We start from the raw sequence: 20,209 nt of genomic DNA, 5'->3' as shown, positions 1-20,209 counted from the left end.
CGCCTCACCTTGCCGTTAGCCAGCCCTCGCTAGGATGGCCGTGTCCGATCGGTTATTACGAGGCAAACACGATGAACCTGACCAAATACCTGCTGTTGGCCACCCTTGCCCTGGGCAGCGCCAGTGTTTATGCCGAGGGCGGTGCGGAGCGCTCCAGGCAGTTCTGGCAAGCCTTCCGCGAAGACCAGCAGCGACTGCACGGCGACAAGCAACAGGCTGTTGCAGAGCGCGAGCGCAAAGCGCAAGAGAGGGCTCGTGAGGTGGCCAAGGATTGAGGTAACAACACCTGCGCCGCGACGGCTCCTCGCCGCAGGTGTATTCAGGCGCCCATGCGGGCGCCTTTTTTATTTGCGCGCCAGCAGGGTGGCGCGGCGTGGGGCTGGCAGGCCTTCGATGGTCTTGCTGTGGTCGTTCGGGTCGAGGAAGTCGCTCAGCGACTGGTAGCGCATCCACTCGGTGCTGCGCTGTTCCTCGACGCTGGTCACGCTAACGTCGACGCAGCGCACATCGCTGAAGCCGGCACGGCGCAGCCAGCGGGCCAGCGCCGGTACCGACGGCAGGTACCAGACATTGCGCATCTGTGCGTAGCGGTCCTCAGGCACCAGCACCTGGTTTTCGTCGCCCTCGATAACCAGCGTTTCCAGCACCAGCTCGCCACCTTTGACCAGGCAGTCCTTGAGCGCCAGCAAGTGCTCGATGGGCGAGCGGCGGTGATAGAACACGCCCATGGAGAACACGGTATCGAAACCTTCCAGGTTGGCGGGCAGGTCTTCCAGGGCGAACGGCAGGTGCCAGGCCGGCAACTCCGGCAGGTATTGCTGCACGGCCTGGAACTGGCAGAAGAACAGCCAGTTGGGGTCGACCCCGATCACCATGTCCGCGCCAGCGCCGAGCATGCGCCACTGGTAGTAGCCATTGCCACAGCCCACGTCGAGTACGCGTTTGCCCTTGAGGTCCAGGTGCGGGCCGACCCGCGACCACTTCCAGTCCGAACGCCATTCGGTGTCAACGTGCACGCCAAACAGGTCGAACGGCCCTTTGCGCCAGGGCGACAGGCCCATCAATGCCTGGCGCATCTGCGCGCGGGTGGCGTCGTCGCAGTCGCAATCCAGACGCAACCCGTTGACCAGGTCGATTTCACTGGGTTGCAGGGCGGGCAGGGCTTCCAGCGCCCCGCGCCAGCGGTCGAGGTCACCGTGGCCCTTTTCCAGCTTGGCGTCCAGTTGCGCTTGCAGGCCTTGCGACCAGGAAGCCAGAGGCGTGCCCGCCAGGCGGCGGACGAGGGGAGACAGATCGATCATGGCAGGGCTATCAACGAGGCGAAGTTAAGGCATTGGAACCAAGGCACCACTTTCGAGAAGCCGGCTGCGCGCAGGCGTTCCTGGTGGGCTTCGAGTGTATCGGGCTTCATCACGTTCTCGATGGCGCTGCGCTTCTGGGCGATCTCCAGTTCGCTGTAGCCATTGGCCCGTTTGAAATCCAGGTGCAGCTCATTGAGCAGGTCCTGCTCTTGCTCATCGGCGAAGCGCAGCTTCTCCGAGAGAATCAGCGCGCCGCCGGGCAGCAGCGCCTGGCGGATTCGCCCGAGCAGTTCAAGGCGCTGGTCAGGGGCGATGAACTGCAGGGTGAAGTTCATCGCCACTACCGAGGCGGGCTCGAAGGGCAGGGCAAGGATATCGGCCTCCAGCACGTGCACTGGCAGCAACTCCTGGAACATCGAATCTTGTGCAGTGAGGTACTGGCGGCAGCGCTCGACCATGGCGGCGGAGTTATCCACCGCGATTACCCTGCAGCCGTCGCTGCGTACATGACGACGCAGCGACTGGGTAACGGCACCCAGCGATGCGCCCAGGTCGTACAGCGCGGTGCCTGGCTGGGCGAACCGAGCGGCCAGTACGCCGAGGTTCTCGACGATGGTTGGGTAACCGGGCACCGAGCGCTTGATCATGTCCGGGAACACACGCACGACGTCTTCGTTGAAGACGAAGTCGGGCACCTGCTCCAGGGGTTGGGAGAAAAGGCGGTCGGGTTGTTTGCTCACGGCGAATCCAGGCGGCTGGTGATAGGCAGGGGGCGCATTCTAGCCAAACCGCAGCCTGGATGCATGGTTGGCTGACCAGCGCTTTGCGTTCAATTGACCCGAATGGCGCAATCGAAGGTCTGCACCGGGCGCACTTCCGGGGCCCAGGGTTGCTGGTAGACCAATACCAGGTTCCCTTCGCCAGTCGCGCGGGCCTGGAAGCGCCAGGTCGACATGCCCGAGCTGCCGACGATACCGGTGTCTTCAGGCGCGCTGTAAACCTCGGGACCAAGGCTTTGCAACACGTTGGGCGCCGGGTTCTGTACCAGCCAGCGGTAGCCGGTGGTGGGGTTGCTGGGCAGGGTAAGCGTGAGGATCTGGCCGATCTGCAGGCGCTTGGGGCATTCGCTTTCGGCGTCCAGGTCAACGGGCTGTGACGGTTGTTGCGCGCAAGCAGAAAGCAGGGCAAAGCTCAGGGGAACGAGCAGACGAGGAGAGGTCATGGTGGCTCCGAAGGCTGGCGATGGCCTGAGGATAACCGATGATCGAGGAAATTTGTGTTGCCTGTGCCGGCCCTTTCGCGGGCAAGCCCGCCCCTGCAAGGGTTCGCTATCCCTGTAGGAGCGGGCTTGCCCGCGAAGAGGCCGGTGCAGGCTAGAACAGCACTTTGGCCACGTCGGCAAAGCGTTTGGCGAAGTGAACTGTCAGGCCTTCGCGCAGGTACTCCGGCAGTTCTTCGAAGTCGCCGCGGTTAGGCTCAGGCAGGATCAGTTCGAAAATCTTCTGTCGCCGCGCCGCAATCACCTTCTCGCGCACGCCGCCAATCGGCAGTACCTGGCCGGTGAGGGTGAGCTCGCCAGTCATGGCGACACCTTTTTTGGCAGGCTGGTCGCGGGCCAGTGAAAGCAAAGCGCTGGCCATTGTGATGCCGGCACTCGGGCCGTCCTTGGGCGTGGCGCCTTCGGGTACGTGCAAGTGGATGAATGCTTCGTTGAAGAAACCTGTATCCCCGCCAAATTGCTTGAGGTTGGAGCTGATGTAGCTGTAGGCAATTTCGGCAGACTCCTTCATCACGTCACCCAGCTTGCCGGTCAGCTTGAAGCCGCGGTTGTGGGTGTGGATGCGGGTCGCCTCGATCGGCAGTGTGGCACCGCCCATGCTGGTCCAGGCCAGGCCGGTGATCACGCCTTTGCCAGCCAGAACCTGTTCGCTGCGGAACACCGGCATGCCGAGTGCTGTTTCCAGGTCTTTGGTACCGATCTTCAGCTTGGCTTCGGGGTTCTCCAGCAGCTTGACCACAGCCTTGCGCACCAGTTTGCCCAGTTGCTTCTCCAACTGGCGCACGCCGGCTTCGCGGGCATAGCCGTCGATCACCATGCGCAGTGCGCTGTCGCTGATGCTGAGGCTGGTCCTGGAAACGCCGGCCTTTTCCAGCTGCTTGGGCCACAGGTGGCGCTTGGCGATGGTCAGTTTTTCTTCGGTGATATAGCCGGACAGGCGGATCACTTCCATGCGGTCGAGCAACGGCCCGGGTATTGAATCAAGGGTGTTGGCAGTGCACACGAACAGCACCTTGGACAGGTCCAGGCGCAGGTCGAGGTAGTGGTCGAGGAAGTCGACGTTCTGCTCGGGGTCGAGGGTTTCCAGCAACGCTGATGCCGGGTCACCCTGGTAGCTCTGGCCCATCTTGTCAATTTCGTCGAGCATGATCACCGGGTTCATCACTTCGACGTCTTTCAAGGCCTGCACCAGCTTGCCGGGCTGGGCGCCGATGTAGGTGCGGCGGTGGCCCTTGATCTCGGCTTCGTCACGCATGCCGCCGACGCTGAAGCGGTAGAACGGCCGGCCGAGCGATTCGGCGATGGACTTGCCGATGCTGGTCTTGCCCACCCCGGGCGGGCCCACCAACAGCACGATCGAGCCGCTGATTTCGCCTTTCCAGGCGCCCACGGCGAGGAACTCGAGGATGCGCTCCTTGATGTCGTCGAGGCCGGAGTGATACTGGTCGAGGACTTTGCGCGCATGCTTGAGGTCGAGCTTGTCTTTGCCGTACACGCCCCAGGGCAGGGCGGTGGCCCATTCCAGATAGTTGCGGGTGACGGCGTATTCGGGCGAGCCGGTTTCCAGAATGGCCAGTTTGCCCATCTCTTCATCGATGCGCTTGCGTGCCTGCGGTGGCAGGGTCTTGCCTTCCAGGCGCTGTTCGAACTGTTCGAGGTCGGCGCTGCGGTCGTCCTTGGTCAGCCCCAGCTCCTGCTGGATGACCTTGAGTTGTTCCTTGAGGAAGAACTCGCGCTGGTGCTCGCCGATCTGCCGGTTGACCTCGGCCGAAATCTCGTTCTGCAAGCGTGCGACTTCCACCTCTTTGCGCAGCATTGGCAGTACTTTTTCCATGCGTTTGAGCATGGGGACGCAGTCGAGCACTTCCTGCAGCTGGTTGCCGGTGGCCGAGGTGAGCGCGGCGGCGAAGTCGGTGAGCGGCGAAGGGTCGTTGGGGCTGAAGCGGTTGAGGTAGTTCTTCAGCTCTTCGCTATACAGCGGGTTGAGCGGCAGCAGCTCTTTGATCGCGTTGATCAGTGCCATGCCGTAGGCTTTGACCTCGTCGGTCGGCTCGGCGGGCTGGCGCGGGTATTCGACTTCGACCAGGTAGGGCGGGCGGTGGTGCTTGAGCCAGTTGCGGATACGCACCCGGGACAGGCCCTGGGCGACGAACTGCAATTTGCCGTTTTCGCGGCTGGCATGGTGCACCTTGACCAGCGTGCCGTACTGCGGCAATGCCGAGGTGTCGAAGTGGCGGTGGTCTTCTGGCGGGGTGTCCATGAAGAACAGCGCCAGGCAGTGGTCCGGTGACTTGGCCACCAGGTCGAGCGTTTCGGCCCAGGGCTCTTCATTGACGATGACCGGCAGTACCTGGGCCGGGAAGAACGGGCGGTTGTGGATCGGGATGACGTAGACCTTGTCCGGCAGCTGCTGACCGGGCAGGGCGAGGGCGTGGCCGGCTTCGGCCTGGAGGGTGTGTTCGACTTCGCTGTGTTCGTCAGGGTGTTCGGGGAAATCCTGCTGGTCGCTCATGGGGCACCTGCGTGAATGACTATGGTGCTTAGATGGGGCGGGGAGGGATGGGTTTCAATGGTTCGGGCGCAGCCTTGTGTCGCGATTGGGCTGCACAGCAGCCCCAGAATCCATCCAGCATTCTAGATCGTTGGGGCAGCTGCGCGACCCAATCGCGACACAAGGCCGCTCCCACAGGGTTGAGCCTGCGGGAGCGGTGTAGCTTACTCAGCTAATTTGTAAGCGATGATGTAATCGCCCATCTTGGTGCCCAGCGAGCCATGGCCGCCGGCAGTCACCAGCACGTACTGCTTGCCGTCCTTGCCGGTGTAGCTCATCGGCGTGGCCTGGCCACCCGCTGGCAGGCGCGCTTTCCACAACTCCTTGCCGTTGTTCACGTCATAGGCGCGCAGGTACTGGTCGAGCGTGCCGCTGAGGAAGCCGACGCCACCGGCGGTGACGATCGAGCCACCCATGCTCGGCACGCCAACCGGCAGGCCGATCGGTAGCGGGGTGCTGTCGCGGGTGGTGCCGTTCTTGTGTTTCCACACCACCTTGTTGGTGAACAGGTCGATGGCGGCGACGTAGCCCCAGGCGGGTGCCTGGCACGGTACGCCGAGCGGCGACATGAACGGGTGCATGATCACTGCATACGGTGCGCCGGTGTTCGGCTGCACGCCGCTGGTCTCGCTTTCGCGCTTGCTGCCTTCGGCAACCTGCTCACGCGGGACCATCTTCGACACGAAGGCCATGTAGTTGGGCGAGGTGAACAGCAGCTGGCGCACCGGGTCTACCGACACGCTGCCCCAGTTGAATACACCGACGTTGCCGGGGTAGACCAACGAGCCTTGCTCGGATGGCGGGGTGTACTGGCCTTCGTAGCGCAGCTCGCGGAACTGGATGCGGCACAGCATCTGGTCGAAAGGCGTGGCGCCCCACATGGCCTGTTCGGTCAGCTCTGGGCCGAGCAGGTTGAGGTCGGAGCGGGCCTGGGTTGGCGAGGTGTGATCGCCTTCCACTGCACCTTGTGGGGTGGGGATCTCGCGGATCGGCACGATTGGCGTGCCGTCGCGGCGGTCGAGCACGTACAGGCTGCCTTGCTTGGTCGGTACGATGATCGCCGGTTTCACACCATCGTCGGTTTTCAGGTGTACCAGGGTCGGCTGGCTGCCGACGTCCATGTCCCACAGGTCGTGATGGGTGAACTGGTAGTTCCAGCGTGCCTTGCCGGTGGCCAGGTCAAGGGCGACCACGCCGGCGCTGTACTTCTCGGCGCCTGGAGTGCGGTCGGCGCCCCACTGGTCCGGGGTCTGGTTGCCCAGCGGCAGGTAGATCATGCCAAGGTCTTCGTCGACGCTGGCGATCGACCACATGTTGGCCGAGTTGCGGCTGTACATTTTGCCGGCAGCCAATGGCTTGGTGTCGTCCGGGTTGTTGCTGTCCCAGTTCCACACCAGGTGGCCGTCGTGCACATCGTAGGCGCGGATCACCCCGGACGGCTCATTGGTCGACTCGTTGTCGGTGACGTGGCCACCGATGATCACCAGGTCACGGGTAATCGCAGCAGGCGAGGTGGAGTAATAGCCGCCGGCAGTGAACGGGCCAATGCCGGTGGTGAGGTCGATCACGCCCTGGTTGGCGAAGCCTTCGCAGACCTTGCCGTTGTCGGCGTTGATGGCGATCAGGCGGGCATCTGCGGTAGGCAGGTAGAGGCGACGTGGGCAGGCTTGGGCCACGGCCTGGCCTGCGTCGGTAATTTTCGGCGCCGGGCTGCCGTCGCGGCTGACGTAGCGGTTTTCGTCATAGTACGAGACGCCACGGCACGTCATGTGGGCAAAGCCCTTGAAGGTGCCGGTCGGGCTCTTGACCTGCGGGTCGTAGCGCCAGATTTCCGCGCCAGTGTCCGGGTCCAGCGCCAGCAGGCGGCTGTGCGCGGTGCAGGCGTACAGCATGCCGTTGACCTTCAGCGGGGTGTTCTGGTTGGTCAACTCCACCGGGTCGTTTTCGGTTGGCAGATCACCGGTGCGAATGCGCCAGGCTTCTTCCAGGCGGTAGGCGTTCTGCGGGGTGATCTGGCGCAGCGGCGAGTAGCGGTCGCCATGCTCGGTACGGCCGTAGGCCTGCCATTCGCCGTCGGGCATGGCCGGGGCGGCGCTGGCCATTTCGCTGCTGTCGCGGCCCAGTTCGCCGAACACTTCACCGGGGTGGGTAAACTGGCTGCCCAGCGCGCAAGCGCCCGAAGCGACCACTGCCACGCCGAGCAGTGCAGTATTGGCTTTGCTGGCCGGGCCGATCAGCGGGCGACGCGCCCACGGTAGCAGCAGCACTACGCCGATGGCGAACCAGATGGCCAGCCGCGGCACTAGTTGCCACCAGTCCAGGCCTACTTCGAGCAGGGCCCAAACGGTGCTGCCGAGCAGCACCAGGCCATACAGGCCCAGGGCGATCCGGCGTTGGGCCAGCAGCAGGATGCCCGAAAGGGCAAAGCCGATACCGGCGATCAGGTAGTACAGCGATCCGCCTAGCTGGCTCAGCTTGATACCGCCGGCCAGCAGGGCCAGGCCCATCAGCAACAGCAGCGCGCCAACCAGGCGCGGTAGCCAGCGGCTTCCTTGGTTCGCACCATCAGTGCTCATCGTAGGTTCTCCGTCAGGTCAAAAAAGGGGTTAGAAACTGCTCTGGATCTTCAGGCCGCCGATCAGGGCGCCATCGACCTGCGACACCCCGCCCGGGTGGCGGATGTATTGCAGGTTGGGGCGTACCGTGAGCCAGTCGGCCAAATGGATGCCGTAGTACAGCTCGGCGCTGTACTCGGTGTCCTGCACTGGCAGGAAACCTGGGTTGTCGTAGTCGTAGAGGCCGGCGGCCTGGTTGGCCAGGCGGGCGTTCTTGCGATAGGCAGGGTTGACGTGCACGCGGGCCAGGGCGAAACCGATGTCGTCCTTGGCGCGGGCATCGAAGGGCCCTTTGTATACCAGTCCTGCCTGCACATAGTTGTCGATGGCATTGGTCTTCTTGTCATGCATCGTGGCGTTGGCGAACACGCTCAAGCCGCGCGACTGGTCGGACGCCAGCGAGGTGACCTGCTGCTGGGCGCCGATCCACAAGCCGTGCTTGCTCGAGCTGCTGCGGTAGGCGGCGCCGCTGATGGCGGCCGGCTGACCGTTGCTGTCCTTGAGAACATCTTGTGCCTTGGCATTACTGTAGTAGTAGCCGGCACGATATTCCCCTTTCAAACCTTGGATACGTGGGGTCCATACCAGTTCGAACGGCATTACCGCACCTTGGGTGCCGCTGCCGCTGAGCTTGAAACCATTGCCAGATTCGAGGTTGGAAGGGTTCTGCTCGAAGACGCCGACCTGTGCGTACAGCTCAGGGGACAGGTTGTAGCGCACGCGCAGGGCCCACTGGCTGACTGGCCAGTTGTACCAGATGCCACCCACCCAGTTGCCCACCTGCGAGCCGCAGAAGGCCAGGTTCTGGAAGTCGCAAGGGAAGCTGTTGAAGTCTTCGCCTTCACCGAAGCGGCCGAATTTCACATCCAGCGCACCATCGAAGTACTTCTGCTTGATCCACATCTGCGTCAGCCGCCAGGTTTCGCCTCGGCCCCAGACTTCCTGGGCGGAGGTGAAGCCGCCGACACGCGGGTCGTTGATGCGGTCGTTGCTGATGTTGTCGCCGTGGCGCTCGGTGATGGTCAGCTGGAGTTCGGTGTCGTGCCAGCCGAGGATCTTGTCCAGGTCCAGGTGGCTGCCAAAGGTGAACTGGTCGCTGTAGCGCGCGGTGCGGTCGTGGTCGTAGCCGCCGTGCAGGTTGCTGCCCATCTCGCCGGTATAGCCAAGGGTGAAGTCGTAGCCTTTTTCCAGCAGTTCGCTGCGGGTTCCACCCCAGTCGCCGAGCATCCACGGAGAGTCGCTGGCGAACATTTCGCTGGCGCTGGCGGGGGTTGCCAAGGCACTGAGGGCGAGGCCGATGTAACAGGTTTTAGGCAGTTGGAGCATGAGATAGCGCTATCTTTTGATTATTGAAAAAACGGCAAGCGCATCGAAGGGCGGGCCCCTCAATGGATATGGCGACAAGATTGTTCGATGAAGCGTTTCAGCTTGCGGCGGGGAGGATATAGGGGAAGCTATAAGAAAAAAAGACAAATTGTCGCAGATGATTGTTGTTGAACGGGCAACAGTCGTCATTAATCGAGGCAGGTGTAGGAGCGGGTTCACCCGCGAATGCGCCGGTTGCCCTACCATCGTATTCGCGGGTGAACCCGTTCCTACACCGATCTTCGTCGCTTGTGGTTCAGAAGGTGGTACGCAACCCGACTTCCACACTGCGCCCCGGCGCCGGTGCGATATCGCGCAGGATCGAACTGGCGTAGCGCACGGTCTGGTCGGTCAGGTTTTCGCCGCGCACAAACGCCAACCACTGGCTTTGACCAATGTCAAAGCGGTAGCCAACGCTCGCGCCCAAGGTGGTGTAGCCATCGGTGCTGGTTTCGTTGGCGGGTTTGCGGTGCTGCGACGCAGCGTGCTGTACGTCTACTCGCGCCTGCCAGCGGTCCAGCTCCCAGACCAGGCCGCTGTTCAGGCGCAGCGGGGCGATGCGGGGCAGTGGCTCGCCACTGTCGAGGTTCTTGGCCCGGGTATAGTCACCGGACAACTCCAGTGCGAAGCTGCCGTAACGGTTTTCGGCCAGCTGCCAGCGGTCCTGGGCCTCGATGCCGTAGAAGCGCGCCCGCACGCCTTGGTACTGGTATTCCGGGAAGCCTTCATGGTCGTGATCGTGCTCATCCTCGTCATGGTCGTGATCATGCCCGCCCTCACGCAGGTTGCCGGTGCCGATCAGGCCGATGTAGTTGCGAAAGTGGCTGTAGAACACCCCGACACTGCCCTTGTGGGTGCCGTTGTCGAAGCGCAGCGCCAGGTCGGCGGAAATGGCCTTTTCCTTGTTCAGGCTGGCATCACCGACTTCAAAGGCGCCGGTGGCCACGTGGGCGCCGTTGGCATACAACTCGTAGAAGGTCGGGGCGCGCTCGGTGTAGCCGAGGTTGGCCGCCAGCGACCAGACCGGGTCGAGCTGGTACACCGCGCCTGAAGACAGGCTAAAGGCGTTGAAGCTGCTGGCGCTGTCGGCGTCAACGAAGTTCTCGTTGCCTTTGGCGTCCGGGTCTACGCGGGTATGCTCCATGCGCGCGCCCAGGTTGAGGTTCAGGCGCTCGTTGGCTTGCCACTGCTCGAGCATGAACAGTGCCACGCTGTCGGTATCGGTATGCGGGACGAAGGCTTCCTCGCCGAGGGCCGAAAACTCGTTACGGCTGACCTGGGCTCCAATGACCCCTTCCACTGGTCCGAGCGGTTGGTGGCGGGCTTCGATACGTGCTTCGTAGCCTTTGTTCTTGAAGGTGGTATGGACCTCGCCTTCTTCGATTTCTTTGTGCTCGTAGTCGGTGTAGCCGGCATCTACCTTGACCGAGCTGAATGGGCCGTCCAGATCGCGCAGTTCGGAGGCGAAGGCGTAGTGATCCTGTTTCATGTCCAGGCGCACGCCGGACTCGGCCACCGAGCCATAGTTGCTGTCGTAGCCGCTGTACGACAGGCCGGCGTAGCCGTGGTCCCAGTGGTAGGCACCACCGATTGCGCCGCCGTCCTGGCGACCGTCGCTGTTTTCCAGGCGGTGTTTGCTGCCGGGCTCGTCGGCATCGCGCACCTTGGCGCTGCGGGCGTAGCCTGGGATGCGCAGATCGTTGAACTGGCGGCTGTTGGCGTCCAGGTGCAGGGCGAAGGCACCGTTACCGGCCTCCAGCTTGCCAGCGCTGCTGCGAGTGGTGTCGGCACCGCCGTAACGCAGTTCGCCGGCACCGTGGATGCCCTCGATCGGAGCATCCGGAATGCGGTTGTCGAAGGTGTTGACCACCCCGCCAATGGCGTTGCCACCGTAAAGCAGGGCGGCTGGGCCACGGACGATTTCGACGCGATCGACCGTCACCGGGTCCAGGGGCACGGCGTGGTCATAGGACAGCGACGAGGCATCCAGGGCGCCGACGCCGTTGCGCAGAATGCGGATGCGGTCGCCGTCCAGTCCGCGAATGACCGGTCGGCTCGCGCCAGGGCCAAACCAGGTAGAAGCGACACCGGGCTGCTTGTTCAGGGTTTCACCCAGGCTGCCGTGCTGTTGTTGCAGCAGGTTTTCGCCTTCGAGCACGGTGCTGGGGGCGGCCAGTTGGCGGTTACCCAACGGGTTGGCGGTGATGACCTGTGGTTCGAGTTCTACGGCCTGGCTGGGGGATGCAGCCAGCCAGAGTGCGACGGCAAGGGGGGAGAGGCGAAGCGGTGTGTGCAGCATGGGGATGGGGCGTTCCTTGGCAGATGCTTTTTAGTGTTACAACATAACATAACTATTCCATCACAGAGGTTTTGCCGCTGACCAGCGATTTTTCTGTCGACTCGACGGATCCCGCCCACCACTACACTCGTGTAAGGTGCGCATCTTTCCTACGGAGCACAGCATGAGCACGGCCCAACACAACGCGCTGCACGGCAAGACCCTTGAACAGATCCTCACCGAGCTGGTGGCGCATTACCAATGGCCTGGCCTGGCCGAGCGTATCGATGTGCGCTGCTTCAAGAGCAACCCGACCATCAAGTCGAGCCTGACGTTCCTGCGCAAAACACCGTGGGCGCGGGAAAAGGTCGAGCAGTTGTACGTGAAGCTGCAGCGCCAGGCCTGACATGTCGCGTCGCCCTTGGCTGACCGGTATGGCTGTGCTGGGCTGGTTCGGCCTGGCCGTGCAGGTGAACCTGGTGCTGCTGGCGCGTTGGCAGGAACAGGCCAGCCTGATTGGCGGCCTGATCAATGTGTTCGGCTACTTCACCGTGCTGACCAATACCCTGGTGGCGACGGTGCTCAGCTATGCCGCGTTCGGTCGGGAAGGTCGTGGCAAACGCTTTTTCCTGTCGCCTTCAGTCAGCACTGCTGTGGCCGCCAGTATCGTACTGGTGGCGCTGGCCTACAGCGTGCTGCTGCGTCATTTGTGGCAACCACAGGGTTGGCAATGGCTGGCGGACGAGTTGCTGCACGACGTGATGCCGGTGCTGTATGCCTTGTACTGGTGGTGCGAGGTGCCCAAGGGCAGTTTGCGGCTATGGCATTTGCTGGTGTGGGCGGTGTACCCGGCGGTCTACTTTGGTTATGCGCTGTGGCGGGGGAGCGAGATTGGCGTGTATGCCTACCCGTTCATCGATGTGGCGAGCCTGGGGTATGGGCAGGTGATGCTCAATGCCCTCGGGGTGCTGGCGGGTTTCTGGGGGATAGGGCTGGTGTTGCTTGGGCTGGATCGGTGGCGGGGGCTGCACAGACTGGCTTGACCTGTACCGGCCTCTTCGCGGGCAAGCCCGCTCCCGCAGAGAAATCACAAGCCCAGGGGCTGTGGTATTCGCTGTGGAAGCGGGAGACAGGCGGCCGGGGTGTCAGCAGCGGGGCACAAGATTTCTGCAATCCCCAAATTGCCTGGGCCGCGATGGCGTCTTAGTGCTTCTTCCCTTGCATGCTCGAAACCCATTGCTCGCTGCGACTATGCCCACTGGTCCTCAACACGCCCAGGTCCAGCGCATTTTCGCCATCCGCCGCCATTTTGCTTTTGGCTATCTCGGCGATTGCCGTGCCCAGATCCACCGGTGAGTTGGACGCATCCAGCGACAGGTCACGGCGATAGTCATTACCGCTCAGCGTTTCCTGGGTGACCGAGTTGGCGTCGAGCCTTACGTCGCCCTTGGCCGACTGCAAGCGTGCCCCCACCAGATGAGCGTTGCCACCGACCTGCAGGTCTATGCCGTCGCTGCTTTTAAGCGTGGTCTGACGCGCCACGTTGTCGCGCTGTGCATGCGACACGTCGAGGCTGACGGTTGGCGAGAACCCTGGGTCTGCCTTGCTCAGGGCCGAACCGGCCGTTTTCTCGACCTTGCCTCCCAGCGGGCCAGCCACCGATTTGGCCGCGTTGACATAGCCCTGCGGGTTTTTCTCCTGGCTCAGCCTGACATCGCCCTTCACGCTCAGGGTGTCGACGCTGTCCTTGAGGCTGGCGATGCGCAGGTCACCGTCGATTGTGCCGCCAATATGCCCTGCATCCAGGGTGGCACTCTCGATGCGGGTATCGCCACGGCTTTGCAGGTCGATGCGCTCGGCGCGCAGGTCACTGGTATTCCAGGTGAGGTTGTCGCGCTTGTCGAGTTCAACTTTGAGCCGGCCATGCAAGCCGCGGGTGTCCAACGCGCCCTTGGCCATGTTGAAACCGGCGCCGGCCGAGATGTCGAGGTTGTCGCGTCGCTCCTGGCTGGAAGAGGCTTCAACCAGCATGCCGCCATTCGAGGCGTCGAGGGTTATCTGTTCGGCTGAGGCCTGCAGGCCTTGCAGGTGCAGGGCGATGTCCTCGCGGGCGCTGCTGTTCAGGGTCAGTGTGCCGTTGCTGGCAAACTGGGCATCGACCGCCTGCCGTGCATGTTCGTCTTGCTTGCCGTGGCTGAAGTGGCCGCCGATGGCTCCCCCCTTGGTCTGGCCAGCCTTGGCCGCCAGCTCCATGCCGCCACCCAGGTTGCTGCCTGCGGCTTGCTGGGTATTGCTGGCCGCCTTGACCTGCAACTGGCCGCCACTTTGCACTTGTATGTTGCCGGCCTTGGCCTCGCGGCTACCAATGCGGGTGCCTTCGAGCAACAGGTCGCCGGCGCTGGTCAGTTGAACTTCGCCCTTGGCGTCGATTTGTGCCACTTGTGCCTTGCCCTGCGTGCTCAGCTTTTGGCCATGGTCCAGATACCCCCGGCCATCGACACCGGTGCTGCCCGGGCGGTTGCCGACTTTGGCCCAGGCATTGCCATCGAGCTGGCGTGACTGTTGTTCGGCCTGGTCGGTCGCCTGGGGTAAGGCCAGCGACCCGGCACTGTGCATGACCACGCTGCCTTCACCGCCATCGATGCGGGCCCCTTCGTAGCGGCCATCGCTGCCCAGCTGTACCTGGATTCCCTGTTGACCGTAAAGGCTGCCGGGTACGGCGGTACTGGCAATATCCTTTTTATCCAGCGAACCCCCTTTGCCGGCGGCGCGTACATTCAAGTCCTCGCCGGTGCTGGTGTCCAGGCGCGCGTCGCCACCATAGGCCAGGCGTTGAACGGTGGTTTCCTGGGTATTTCCGGCGGCGCTCACCTGGTGCTGCTGCGCCTCGATCTTCAGCGAGCCGGCATTGGCCCGCCAGGCTGTGCCCTGGTCGGCCAGTGTGTCAGCCTTGACCTCGACCTTTGCTGCGGAGAACTCGCTTACCTGAGCGATTCCACGGCGCTGGTTTTCCAAGCGCTTGAGGTGTTCGACCGTCATGTCGGCCCCCACGCTGGGCGGCGCCATGGCGTCTTCGGGCGAAGCTTGCTGGAAGCGCGGGGCTTCCTCACCCAGCACCAGGCGTTCGATAGGGCGGGTCAGGTCGCGGTATTCGATGCTGGCGCCCAGGCTACCCGACCAGTCGTCACGGGTTTGTTCAAGTTCATGGGTATCCTGAGCTGCACGGTTGTCGATGCGTTCGGCGGTCACCTGCAGGGTGTTGCCGGCCTCGACGTGCGCGGCCTCGGTGAGCAGTGCATCACTGCGCAATTTCAGATCGCCGCTGGCCTGCAACTCGCTGCGCTGCACCTTGCTTTCGCGTTCGGCTTGCACCCCGCGGTTGTGATGGCCTTCGAACAAACTGCCCAGGCGGTCGATGCCACCGGTTACCGTCAGCCCGCCACCACTTTCGGTGGTGCTGGTGGCTGTGTCACGGTCATTGCGGGTCGCCACTAGTGTCACTTCCCGCGCCTGCACATCGAGGTCGCCGGCAGTGGCCTGGGCCTTGCTGCCGTTGACCTGCAGGTGCGCGCCGCTGCTCATGCCCACCGAGGCGCCCTTGAGCTCACTGGCAACCTGGGTGGTCGCGCGCTGCTTACCGGTGGTGGTAACGACCTCATAGGCCACGCCAGCCGCGTACTGGCGGGACTCGGGCTTGCCATCCTCGGCATCCTGGGTCTGTCTGGCGCTGGCCGTGAAACCGCGTTGTTGTTCGCGGGTTTCGCGTTCATCGACCGATTGCGCACTGCCAATCAGCAGGTCGCCTTTGGCTTCGACTTGCAGATGCTTGCCTGCTTCGACCTTGGCGCCCTGGATGCGCATCTCTTCGGCGCTGGCCAGGCGCAGGTTGCTGGTCGAGCTGACGTCGCTGACCAGTACCTGCTGTTTGCGGTCCGTGCTTTCGTGCTTGCTGCCGATCAGGCCGAACAGCTTACTATCGCTGGTGCGCTGGGTGGAGGTCGTGCTGCCATGGTCTGCCTCGATGGCCAGCGAACCGTTATCGCTGTAGAGCACCGCGTCCTGTTTGCCGAACACGGTGCTGCCTTTGATGGCAACCTGGTCGGCTCTCACGGTGAGCTCGCCATCGCTGGTTACCGTGCTGCCCGCGACGACCTGGCCCTCGGTGTCGTTACCTTTTCGATCGCCAAAGAATGTACCGGATACCAGGTCGCCTCGGTAGTCGCGTTGGGTACCGTGTTCCTGCAAGGTGGTGGTGCCGATGTCTGCCTGTTTTGCCTGGATAGCCAGATCGCCGCGGCTGTGCAGGCTGCTGCCCTGCACGTTGAGGTTGTCGCTTGCCTTTATCGACATGTGCCCGGCGCTCAGGGTACTGCCCTTTGCGGTTTCCTTGAGCTGGTTGCTATCGCTGTCACCGCGCCATAAGTCCTTGCGATGACGCACCTGCTGTTCGATGCGCTTGCTGTCGATGCCGGCGATGATGTCCAGGCCGGCACCGCTGTCGACCGTCAGCTCGTTACCGGCGTCCAGCTTCGCTGCGGTCATGCGCATATCGTCGCCGGACTGCAACAGCACGCTGTCAGTACCCAGCAATTGACTGCCCTGTTGCTGTTGGTGGGTGGTGGTGGTTTTGCTGTTGTAGGTTTCGCGGGTGACGAACCAGAACTTCTTGTTCCAGCTGTCACTGTCGTGCTTGATGTGCTCGATTGTCTTGGCGTCCAGTGTGAGCTTCTTGCCGGCCCTTGCTTCGATTCGCGGGGCCTGGCCGTCGACCGTTTCAAGCACCAGGTCATCGGCAGCGGTGAGTTTCAGTACGCCGCGCTCGCTGCGCAGCTCGGTCGGTCGGTCGGCTCTGCCACTGACATGCAGGTCCCCGGCCGAGCTGATGTCGACCCCCTCGGCGCCCAGAATCTGCGAGGCCCCCACACGCACACCCGCCCCTTCGGCAGTACTTACCACACGGATACGCCCGGCACGCATGGCGCCGAACAGGCTGGCATCAATGCTCGAAGAGGGGCTGGGCAGGTGTTCGACCACCTCGCCGTTTCGGCTGTCGATACGGTTGCGACCGACGGTGATGTCGAGCGTTTCGCTGGCCATGAGCAGGCCTTTGCTGTCTACGCGCGGTGCGATCAGTTCGAGCGCGCCACCGGCATTGTCCTGACCACGCTCCAGTACCTGCAGGGTGCCACTGGCAGTGAGCGTATCGAGGTACCTGAGCTGCTGCTCCTCGAATTGCGGTGTGCCCACCACGAAGCCCGCGCGGGTGGTATTGATGAAACTGCCGCCATTGAGGGTGATGCCATTGGGGTTGGCCAGTATGTAGTCGGCCGGGCGCCCGAAGATTTCCTGTGGCCCCTCGATCAGCGAGGCGTTGCGGCTGACCACTTCGTTAAGAATGGTCGAGGCGGCCTGGCCCTGAAACTGCGGGTTGGCCGCCAGGGCACCGGCCAGTTGCGATTGCCCGGCTGCGGTGGCGTTGTTCAGCACCAGGCCTGGGGTGCCAACGTTGTAGTCGATGAACTGGTTATGTGACAGCCCCCTGGCGTTGGGCGGCACGATGTCGATGACCGGCACCCCGTGGCCGTTGTGGATGACCGGGGTACCCCCGGGGCCGCTGGCTGCTTCCAGCCCGGTCTGAGCCAGTGCGGCGCCGGGCCCGAACACAGCGAAGAAGATTGCCCAGCGCAAGGTATCCGGGCGAACAGGCGGTAACTGCGAGAGTGTTTGCATTTTCTCGTTCTCTTTGTTGTGGGTGAATCAGATGTTCAGGGTCCAGTCCAGCACCCAGAAGCCGGGCTCCAGCCGCGGGCGGGGCAGGTCGCTGGTGTACAAGGCGCGTTGGTAGTCCAGGCGCAAGCGGCTGCCGGGCAGGCTCAGTTCCAACCCTGCGGCGGCCCCGGCCAGGCGCTGTGACGGTTTGCCTTCGGCGGTACGAACCCAGCCCTGGTCCAGGCCGATGTAGGGGCGTATCTCGAAGGGGTGGGCCCAGGTCAGTGGCAGCGCTTGGCTGAACGTATTGCGCCAGACGGCGCTGCTGGCACCGGAGTAAGTGTGCAGACGAAAGCCACGGACAGCCGAATCGTCGCTGACCAGCAGTTGTTCGACGGCAGGTAACGGGTCGCTGCTGTACTGCATGGCCAGCTCGCTCTGCCAGCGCCAAGGGCTGGGTGCCGGACCTTGACGCAGGTGCAGCAGGTTGGCGCGGTACTTGCGAAAGTCCGGGCGCAGGCGTTGAGCACCTAGTGGCGAACGGTCGGCACCCAATGCGTCAATGCCTTGGGCAACGCCGAAGTAGCCGTTCCACAAGCCACTCTCGAGCCACAGCAGGTTGATGCCGGCCTCTACCGTGGTCAGCGTCGGGCTCTGCTGGACGATAACCGCGCCTGCGCTGCGGTTGACCAGTTGCTTGCGGTCCATCCGGGCGCTGGCGCTGAGCATGCCTTGCTGGTTGCGCCACAATACCCGCTCGATACTCAGGCCCTGATAGCTGCTGCTGCCGTCGGCAGCCTTGTCGCTGTAGGGGAGGGGGGCTTGATAACTTAGCTGGCTGGCGCTGAGGGCAAAGGTCCAGGCGCCATAGGGGATGCTGTAGTACAGCGATATGCCTTGGCTTTGGCCGGGCGTATCGAGCACCGTGCGGGTCAACGACAGGCGCAGCTCATCATTGAGGCCAAGCGGGCTGTCCAGGCCAATGCCGAGGTTGATGCGGTGGCGGCCGGTCAGCTCGCTGCCACGGTTGTCGAAGCGGCTGTCCAGGTGCCAGCGTGAACCAACCTTGCCTGGCTGCACGACCACGCGGGTGCCGCCCTGCAGTTCGCCGGGCAGCAAGGTGGCGCCCAGTTCATAGGCGCGTAGGCGGTTGAGCTGGTCCAGGCCTTGCTCAAGGTCGGGCAGGTACAGTGGCTGCCCAAGCAGGCCTGGGAAGGCATTGGAGAGAGACAGGGGCAGGTCGGAGCCTGCCAGTTCGATGGTTTCGACAAAGCCTTCGACAATGACGATGTCCAACGGCATGCCCTCTGCTGGGGGCTGCCGCAGGTAGGGGCGGCTGGTTGGGTAGCCGGCTTGAACATAACGTTGAGTGATGGCTTTGAGGAGCCGGTTGATGTCGGCGATGCCCATGCAGGCAGGCGTGAAAGCACGAAGGGTCGGCGCCAGTGCCGAGTTCGAAAGCCGGTGCATGCCCGCCACGCGCACGCCGTCGACTGCCCAGCAGCGATCGCCGTGCGGGCGGCGGGAAGTGGTGTTGGTCGGTTCAGTCGGGGCGGGTATACGCTGCCAGCGTTCCAGCCGCTGCTGTTGCTCCAGCTGCCGCAGCCCCTGTTGTTGATCGCGCAGCTGCTGGCTGGCAGGGTCGTCGGCCAGCACCAGGGGAATGGACAGCAAGCCTGACAGGCAACTGGCAAACAGCCAATGGGCGATGCGGTGAATCAGGCATGGCATTGAAGCACCCCGCAAATGATGTACGGTTTTCGTACTCGTCTGCGTGGATGCTAAAAATTAAGTTACTCGCCTGGATGCAGTACCCTGCCTAAGCACCTGTCAGGCAAGTTCGCGCTAAATGGTGGGAAGGTTCCTACAACCTTTACCGAAAGGCTCTATATCAAGGACGGATCTCGATCAGCGTTCCATCCCGTACCAAATTCCACACTTCCTGCATGTCGCGATTGCGCATGGCAATGCAACCATCCGTCCAGTCCAGGGTATGGAAGTACCATTCCGGGTACTCATCGTTGATCGGCGTGCCGTGAATCATGATCATGCTGCCGGCATTCACCCCTGCCCGGGTCGCGCGGGCGGCATCGCTGATGTTCGGATAGTTGATGTGCATGGCCAGGTTGAAGCGGTCGCTCTGCTTGCGCCAGTCCAGCCAGTACAAGCCCTCAGGGGTTTTTTTGTCGCCTTCGCGTTCCTTGGCACCCTTGGGTTGCTTGCCCAGCGAGATGCGGTAGGTTTTCAGCGGCTCGCCACGGCTGATCAGCTGCAGCCGGCGCTCGGACTTGATCACCAGCACCTTGTCGATCAACGGTTGCATGGCTTGCTGCGAAGGCGATGGGGATTGCACTGCCGGCACGGGCTTGCGGATGATGGTTTCGGTGAAGGCCGCCTGGGACACCGAGGTAACGCAAAGGCAGAAGAAGGCAAGCAACCAGCGCATGTAACAGTATCCCTGAAGGCTTTTAGGTGTGTGGCGAGACGTTCATCGGCGGCAGGTATTCATGGCCTATGGGGTAGTGCTGGCCGATGCGGTCGCGATAGTAGCATTCTAGTGTGCGAGTGACGGTGCGGAAAGCCAGCTCGTCCCACGGTATCTCATGTTCTTCGAACAGGCGCACCTCCAGGCTTTCGACCCCGACGGCAAAGTCCAGGTCTGCCAACTCTGCGCGGAAGAACACATGCACCTGGCTGATGTGCGGTAGATCGAACAGCTGGTACAGGGATGTCGGCCCGACCCGGGCGCAGGCTTCCTCGACGGTTTCGCGACGCGCGGCCTGGTCGAGGGTTTCGCCGTTCTCCATGAAACCGGCGGGCAGTGTCCAGAAGCCCCGGCGCGGTTCGATGGCGCGGCGGCACAGCAACACCTGGCTGCCCCAGGTCGGCAGCACACCGGCCACGATGTTGGGGTTCTGGTAGTGGATGGTCTGGCAAGAGCCGCAGACGTACCGCAGGCGGCTGTCGCCCTCGGGGATCTGCTGAGTGACCGGTTGGCCGCACGCGCTGCAGAATTTCATGTGTGGTTCCTTATGTTCAAGGCTATCTTGGCGCGGCCACCGTGCCGCCGCAAGCGCTGGGGCTTGGGTGCTTCACGGCTTTGGTGCATCA

The 20,209-nt window shown here is 63.1% G+C and carries 14 protein-coding genes; 3 read left to right on the top strand and 11 right to left on the bottom strand.

Annotated elements, in window-relative coordinates; all coding sequences use genetic code 11:
- The first annotated feature begins 71 nt into the window (after positions 1-71).
- Positions 72-275: a hypothetical protein gene (locus INQ47_RS08130; protein WP_021785732.1), complete on the top strand. Its 204-nt coding sequence runs from the start codon at positions 72-74 to the stop codon at positions 273-275.
- A gap of 69 nt (positions 276-344) precedes the next feature.
- Here INQ47_RS08130 and cmoB read toward each other — a convergent pair whose 3' ends face one another.
- The 7 genes from cmoB to INQ47_RS08095 all read right to left on the bottom strand — a co-directional run bounded on the left by cmoB (position 345) and on the right by INQ47_RS08095 (position 11,410).
- On the bottom strand, positions 345-1,301 hold the full coding sequence (gene cmoB, locus INQ47_RS08125) for a tRNA 5-methoxyuridine(34)/uridine 5-oxyacetic acid(34) synthase CmoB (protein ID WP_021785731.1): 957 nt from the start codon (positions 1,299-1,301) through the stop codon (positions 345-347).
- On the bottom strand, positions 1,298-2,041 hold the full coding sequence (cmoA, locus tag INQ47_RS08120) for a carboxy-S-adenosyl-L-methionine synthase CmoA (protein ID WP_021785730.1): 744 nt from the start codon (positions 2,039-2,041) through the stop codon (positions 1,298-1,300). Before cmoA ends, cmoB begins: the two co-directional genes overlap by 4 nt.
- A gap of 89 nt (positions 2,042-2,130) precedes the next feature.
- Complete coding sequence (locus INQ47_RS08115) at positions 2,131-2,523, bottom strand: protease inhibitor I42 family protein (protein WP_404701473.1); 393 nt, start codon at positions 2,521-2,523, stop codon at positions 2,131-2,133.
- 151 nt (positions 2,524-2,674) lie between these two features.
- Positions 2,675-5,092 (bottom strand): endopeptidase La, encoded by a 2,418-nt coding sequence (gene lon / locus INQ47_RS08110; protein ID WP_404701472.1) that lies wholly within the window; start codon positions 5,090-5,092, stop codon positions 2,675-2,677.
- A gap of 203 nt (positions 5,093-5,295) precedes the next feature.
- Positions 5,296-7,707 carry a glucose/quinate/shikimate family membrane-bound PQQ-dependent dehydrogenase gene (locus INQ47_RS08105; RefSeq protein WP_404701471.1) on the bottom strand — a complete coding sequence of 804 codons (2,412 nt, stop codon included), beginning with the start codon at positions 7,705-7,707 and terminating at the stop codon, positions 5,296-5,298.
- Positions 7,708-7,737: 30 nt separating this feature from the next.
- Positions 7,738-9,072: a carbohydrate porin gene (locus INQ47_RS08100; RefSeq protein ID WP_404701470.1), complete on the bottom strand. Its 1,335-nt coding sequence runs from the start codon at positions 9,070-9,072 to the stop codon at positions 7,738-7,740.
- Positions 9,073-9,367: 295 nt separating this feature from the next.
- Complete coding sequence (locus tag INQ47_RS08095) at positions 9,368-11,410, bottom strand: TonB-dependent receptor (RefSeq protein WP_404701469.1); 2,043 nt, start codon at positions 11,408-11,410, stop codon at positions 9,368-9,370.
- Between the two features lie 163 nt (positions 11,411-11,573).
- Between INQ47_RS08095 and INQ47_RS08090 the strand changes: the two genes are divergently transcribed.
- Positions 11,574-11,795 carry a VF530 family DNA-binding protein gene (locus INQ47_RS08090; protein WP_021785724.1) on the top strand — a complete coding sequence of 74 codons (222 nt, stop codon included), beginning with the start codon at positions 11,574-11,576 and terminating at the stop codon, positions 11,793-11,795.
- Between the two features lies 1 nt (position 11,796).
- Positions 11,797-12,432 (top strand): Pr6Pr family membrane protein, encoded by a 636-nt coding sequence (locus INQ47_RS08085; RefSeq protein WP_021785723.1) that lies wholly within the window; start codon positions 11,797-11,799, stop codon positions 12,430-12,432.
- A 160-nt stretch (positions 12,433-12,592) separates the two neighbouring features.
- Here INQ47_RS08085 and INQ47_RS08080 read toward each other — a convergent pair whose 3' ends face one another.
- From INQ47_RS08080 to INQ47_RS08065, 4 genes are all read right to left on the bottom strand, one after another.
- A complete protein-coding gene (locus INQ47_RS08080) occupies positions 12,593-17,119 on the bottom strand; it encodes a hemagglutinin repeat-containing protein (RefSeq protein WP_404701468.1) in 4,527 nt (1,508 codons plus the stop codon).
- A 27-nt stretch (positions 17,120-17,146) separates the two neighbouring features.
- Entirely contained in the window at positions 17,147-18,829 is a 1,683-nt protein-coding gene (locus tag INQ47_RS08075) for a ShlB/FhaC/HecB family hemolysin secretion/activation protein (protein WP_404701467.1), read from the bottom strand.
- Positions 18,830-18,989: 160 nt separating this feature from the next.
- Positions 18,990-19,544, bottom strand: a complete 555-nt coding sequence (locus INQ47_RS08070; protein WP_252459457.1) for a murein L,D-transpeptidase family protein — start codon at positions 19,542-19,544, stop codon at positions 18,990-18,992.
- Positions 19,545-19,566: 22 nt separating this feature from the next.
- Positions 19,567-20,118 carry an NUDIX hydrolase gene (locus INQ47_RS08065; protein ID WP_021785719.1) on the bottom strand — a complete coding sequence of 184 codons (552 nt, stop codon included), beginning with the start codon at positions 20,116-20,118 and terminating at the stop codon, positions 19,567-19,569.
- Positions 20,119-20,209 lie beyond the last annotated feature (91 nt).

This window comes from Pseudomonas sp. 3HC3, from assembly GCF_044904505.1.
GTDB classification, from domain to species: Bacteria; Pseudomonadota; Gammaproteobacteria; order Pseudomonadales; family Pseudomonadaceae; genus Aquipseudomonas; species Aquipseudomonas putida_Y.
Note: the sequence above shows the minus strand (reverse complement) of the source record. Positions and strands in the feature narration are given on the sequence as shown.

Bases quoted from the DNA above. Each gene is read 5' to 3' on its own strand.
- INQ47_RS08130 (WP_021785732.1), top strand. From the start codon at position 72: ATGAACCTGACCAAATACCTGCTGTTGGCCACCCTTGCCCTGGGCAGC.
- cmoB (WP_021785731.1), bottom strand. From the start codon at position 1,301: ATGATCGATCTGTCTCCCCTCGTCCGCCGCCTGGCGGGCACGCCTCTG.
- INQ47_RS08115 (WP_404701473.1), bottom strand. From the start codon at position 2,523: ATGACCTCTCCTCGTCTGCTCGTTCCCCTGAGCTTTGCCCTGCTTTCT.
- lon (WP_404701472.1), bottom strand. From the start codon at position 5,092: ATGAGCGACCAGCAGGATTTCCCCGAACACCCTGACGAACACAGCGAA.
- INQ47_RS08105 (WP_404701471.1), bottom strand. From the start codon at position 7,707: ATGAGCACTGATGGTGCGAACCAAGGAAGCCGCTGGCTACCGCGCCTG.
- INQ47_RS08100 (WP_404701470.1), bottom strand. From the start codon at position 9,072: ATGCTCCAACTGCCTAAAACCTGTTACATCGGCCTCGCCCTCAGTGCC.
- INQ47_RS08095 (WP_404701469.1), bottom strand. From the start codon at position 11,410: ATGCTGCACACACCGCTTCGCCTCTCCCCCCTTGCCGTCGCACTCTGG.
- INQ47_RS08090 (WP_021785724.1), top strand. From the start codon at position 11,574: ATGAGCACGGCCCAACACAACGCGCTGCACGGCAAGACCCTTGAACAG.
- INQ47_RS08085 (WP_021785723.1), top strand. From the start codon at position 11,797: ATGTCGCGTCGCCCTTGGCTGACCGGTATGGCTGTGCTGGGCTGGTTC.
- INQ47_RS08080 (WP_404701468.1), bottom strand. From the start codon at position 17,119: ATGCAAACACTCTCGCAGTTACCGCCTGTTCGCCCGGATACCTTGCGC.
- INQ47_RS08075 (WP_404701467.1), bottom strand. From the start codon at position 18,829: ATGCCATGCCTGATTCACCGCATCGCCCATTGGCTGTTTGCCAGTTGC.
- INQ47_RS08070 (WP_252459457.1), bottom strand. From the start codon at position 19,544: ATGCGCTGGTTGCTTGCCTTCTTCTGCCTTTGCGTTACCTCGGTGTCC.
- INQ47_RS08065 (WP_021785719.1), bottom strand. From the start codon at position 20,118: ATGAAATTCTGCAGCGCGTGCGGCCAACCGGTCACTCAGCAGATCCCC.